Annotated in this window: 2 protein-coding genes; one reads left to right on the top strand and one right to left on the bottom strand. The window is 55.1% G+C overall.

Going from position 1 to position 3,919, the window contains the following annotated elements; translation table 11 throughout:
- Window positions 1-268 precede the first annotated feature (268 nt).
- Window positions 269-2,050: a bifunctional chorismate-binding protein/class IV aminotransferase gene (locus HMPREF2959_RS03210; protein ID WP_002243911.1), complete on the top strand. Its 1,782-nt coding sequence runs from the start codon at window positions 269-271 to the stop codon at window positions 2,048-2,050.
- Window positions 2,051-2,108: 58 nt separating this feature from the next.
- On the opposite strand, the gene HMPREF2959_RS03215 is transcribed toward HMPREF2959_RS03210, so the two are convergent.
- Window positions 2,109-3,626 (bottom strand): surface lipoprotein assembly modifier, encoded by a 1,518-nt coding sequence (locus tag HMPREF2959_RS03215; RefSeq protein WP_002214861.1) that lies wholly within the window; start codon window positions 3,624-3,626, stop codon window positions 2,109-2,111.
- Between the last annotated feature and the right edge of the window lie 293 nt (window positions 3,627-3,919).

The raw sequence follows: 3,919 nt of genomic DNA on the forward strand, positions 1-3,919 counted from the left end.
AACGCTGTACTGGTTTTTGTTAATCCACTATACTTGGAGCTGATCTTGCTTTTCGCCTAATTCTACGTTTTCAAACGGTTGCAGCTGGTGGTCTGTCATAAAGGTCTCCTTATTGTATTTCAGGTTGGAAATCGGAATTTGTTTTCACAATTTTACACCTTCGCCCCCCACTTTCTCTACATAAAATTACATTTTGCCGATATTTGCCGAATCGTCTGAAAATATGTGTAAAAAGAGCGTATAATCAAAACATTTGCCCCGAATTGCCATGCCTTATTTCGCCCTGTTTGACGATGCCGTAAGCGGCCGCGCAAAACGCTATCAAAATCATGTGGAAAGCCGTTTTTTCCGTCCCGAAGAACTCGATGCTTTGGACGGCGCGCTGCAATCGGGCTGGCAAAAAGGGCTGCATGCCGTGTTGTTTGCAGACTACGGATTCGGTTTGCCGCTGACGGGGGTCGAGTCCGAACGCGGCGGCAACCTTGCCCTGCACTGGTTTGCCGACTGCGCCGACACCGATGCCGCAAGCTGGCTTGCCCGACACTCAGACGGCCTCCCCGCCGGCATTTCCACGCCGCAATCCTCCGTATCCGAAGCCGATTACCTCGACCATATCCGCCAAATCCACGAAGCCATCCGACGCGGCGACACCTATCAAATCAACTACACTACCCGCCTGCACCTGCAAGCCTACGGCAATCCCGTCAAACTTTACCAACGCCTGCGCCAGCCCGTCCCCTATGCCGTTTTGTCCCACCTGCCCGATGCACAAGGGCAATCCGCGTGGACGCTGTGTTTCTCGCCCGAACTCTTCCTCAACATCGCTTCGGACGGCACCATCAGCACCGAACCGATGAAAGGCACCGCGCCGATTTTGGGCGACGGACAAGACGAACGCCGCGCCGCCGAGTTGCAAGCAGACCCGAAAAACCGCGCCGAAAACGTGATGATTGTCGATTTGCTGCGTAACGACCTCGGCAAAATCGCCCAAACCGGCACAGTATGCGTACCCGAACCGTTTAAAGTGTCGCGTTTCGGCAGCGTTTGGCAGATGACCAGCACCATCCAAGCCCAAGCCTTGCCGCACACCTCGTTCGCCGACATCCTCCGCGCCGCCTTCCCCTGCGGCAGCATCACCGGCGCGCCCAAAAAAATGAGTATGCAGATTATCGAATCGCTCGAAGCCGAAGCGCGCGGACTTTATACGGGCAGCATCGGCTATTTGAACCCGTGTTCCGGCGGCTTGGGGTTTGAAGGCACGTTCAACGTCGTTATCCGCACCTTGTCGCTCACGCCGCTTTCAGACGGCATTTATCAAGGCGTGTACGGTGTCGGTTCCGGCATCGTCATCGACAGCGACCCTGCCGCCGAATATCGGGAATGCGGCTGGAAAGCCCGTTTCCTCAACGAATTGCGCCCCGACTTCGGCATTTTTGAAACCCTGCGCGTGGAAAACGGACGCTGCGCCCTGCTCGACCGCCACCTATGCCGTCTGAAAACCTCCGCCCAAGCCCTCAACCTGCCCCTGCCCGACGGTTGCGAAAATCAAATCAAACAATACATCGCACGCTTGCCCGACGGCGCGTTCCGCATCAAAGCCCTGCTCGCTTCAGACGGCATCAGCCTGTCCCGCGCCGTTTTAAACCGTCTGACCGACAAACAACGCGTCATCATTTCGCCGACCATCCTGCCCGCACAAAACTACCTGCGCCGCTTCAAAACCACCTGCCGCACCGTCTTCGACCAAGCGTGGCAAACCGCCGAAACACAAGGCGCGTTCGACAGCCTGTTTTTCAATTCAGACGGCATCCTGCTCGAAGGCGGCAGAAGCAACGTGTTCGTCAAACATCGCGGACAATGGCTTACGCCCTCTTTAGATTTGGACATTTTAAACGGCATAATGCGCCAAGCCGTATTGGACGAACCGCAAAAATATTTGCAAACAAATCAAGTAATCGAAACACACATCACACAAAAAACACTGCAAGAAGCCGAAGAAATCCGCCTCTCCAACGCCTTGCGCGGCGTATTTGCCGCCGCCCTTGCCTGAATATGCAAAAATGCCGTCCGAACCTGTTTCCAAAGTTCGGACGGCATTATCCCACCATTCAAAACCGCCAATCCGCCGACACAAACACCTCGCTGTTGCGGCGTTTCGCATACGGCACATTACTTTCCGTCCTGCCGAAACGATAATTCAACGCCGGCACGATACCTTTGTACGACAACTTGTCGTGGCTCAAAGCCAGCGAGACATTCCATTCGCGGTTGCGTTGCGCCTCTGTCGAGAAAGCCGCAATGCCCTTATAGTTGCGGCGGGCATAAGACGCGGAAACCCGACTGTTCAAACCGCCCAACTGCCGCCACTCCTGCGCCCAGCCGGCATAAACACCGTTGCGCCGGTAGGCGGCATTATTGACCGCGCCGCCCACCGTTTCGCGTTTCGGCACAAACCGCACAAACTGCCAGCCGCCGAACACAGTTGCCGATTCGCCCAAACGTTTTGCCGACGAAACATAAAACCCGTCCTGCCTGCCGTTATTGTATTCCGCCCTATCCTGTTCGCGGTAGCGTTGGCGGTAATGTTCCAGCGCGACCGAAAATTGCCATCCCGGGTTTGGGCGGTAAGTATGGGACAGCTGCACGCCGACTCCGTGCGCCAGCATATACGGCGGCAGGCGGCGGTTGTTTACCCGTTTTGTTTTCGCATCAAAGCCGTCGCTGCCCGACAACTGCACCTGATAAAACGGCAAAATCCCCGCCGTCTGCCGTGCATTTTTATACTGCCAACCCAAATACGCCCTGCCGAACCCGTCATCATAAGCTGATTTTTTACTGAAATAATAGCTCGTGCCGCCGATATTGGAACGGAACAACAAATAATGATTGTCCGCCAACGCCGTCAGCTTTTCCGCCTCGATTTCATAATTCAAGCCTGCCGCCCGCTCCGCCCGGCTGACACTGCATATCTGCCGGCCTCCGTTTTGCCGGCAATACTGCGGCGCGGCATTATTGGCATTTCTATTGACCGCCGGGCTGATGCCGCCCGAAAAACGCCAGCCCGTCAGCCCCTCCGTTTTTTTCCGAAAACGCCCCACATTTTCCAAAACCGGTGCCGGCAAATCCAATTTTGCCGCCTCCGCAAAATGCCTTTCTGCCGACTTCAGTCGGAAATCGTCAAACTCCGCCGCCGCCAAATCCAGCAAAATCCGCTCGTCTGCCGCATTTTCCCCGTGCAGTTCCCGATACCGCGCCACCGCCTCCGCCGGCCTTCCCGCCAATTTCGCCAGCAAAGCCCGCGCCCTGCCGTACAAAACCGCGTCATAATCCGGCAGCTTGGCATACAAATCCGCCAACGAAGCGATTAAATCCGCCTGATTGCCGTTGAGCGCGTCGCGCAAACTATGTTCCAACATTTTCGGATGTGCCAACAAAAAATCCCCGTCAACCACGCGCGGGGCATCATTTTCAACTTTCCAATCTGATTCCGCCCACTTATCCGACACCGACCGCTGCACCTGCAACAATGCCTTGTCATCCAAAATCGCGGGCGCATCCGCCCCATAGGCGGCAGAAACACCTGCCGCACACCAAACAACCAAAAAGCCGTATCTGAAATACAACATACCCTGTCATTTACCTTTCCGGCAAACACGCCGCCGAAGCACGTCAAACCATCCGAAAAACAGGCAAAAGCCCGTAAAAACCGGCTTTGCCGCCTGAAAGCGGGCAGGCAAAAAACCGCCGCCCGATTTTCAAAGGGCGGATTTCACATTTATAGTGGATTAACAAAAATCAGGACAAGACGACGAAGCCGCAGACAGTACAAATAGGACGGAACCGATTCACTTGGTGCTTGAGTACCTTAAAGAATCGTTCTCTTTGAGCTGAGGCGAGGCAACGCCGTACTGGTTTTTGT

It is taken from the genome of Neisseria sp. HMSC070F02 (assembly GCF_001814225.1).
GTDB lineage: Bacteria > Pseudomonadota > Gammaproteobacteria > Burkholderiales > Neisseriaceae > Neisseria > Neisseria meningitidis.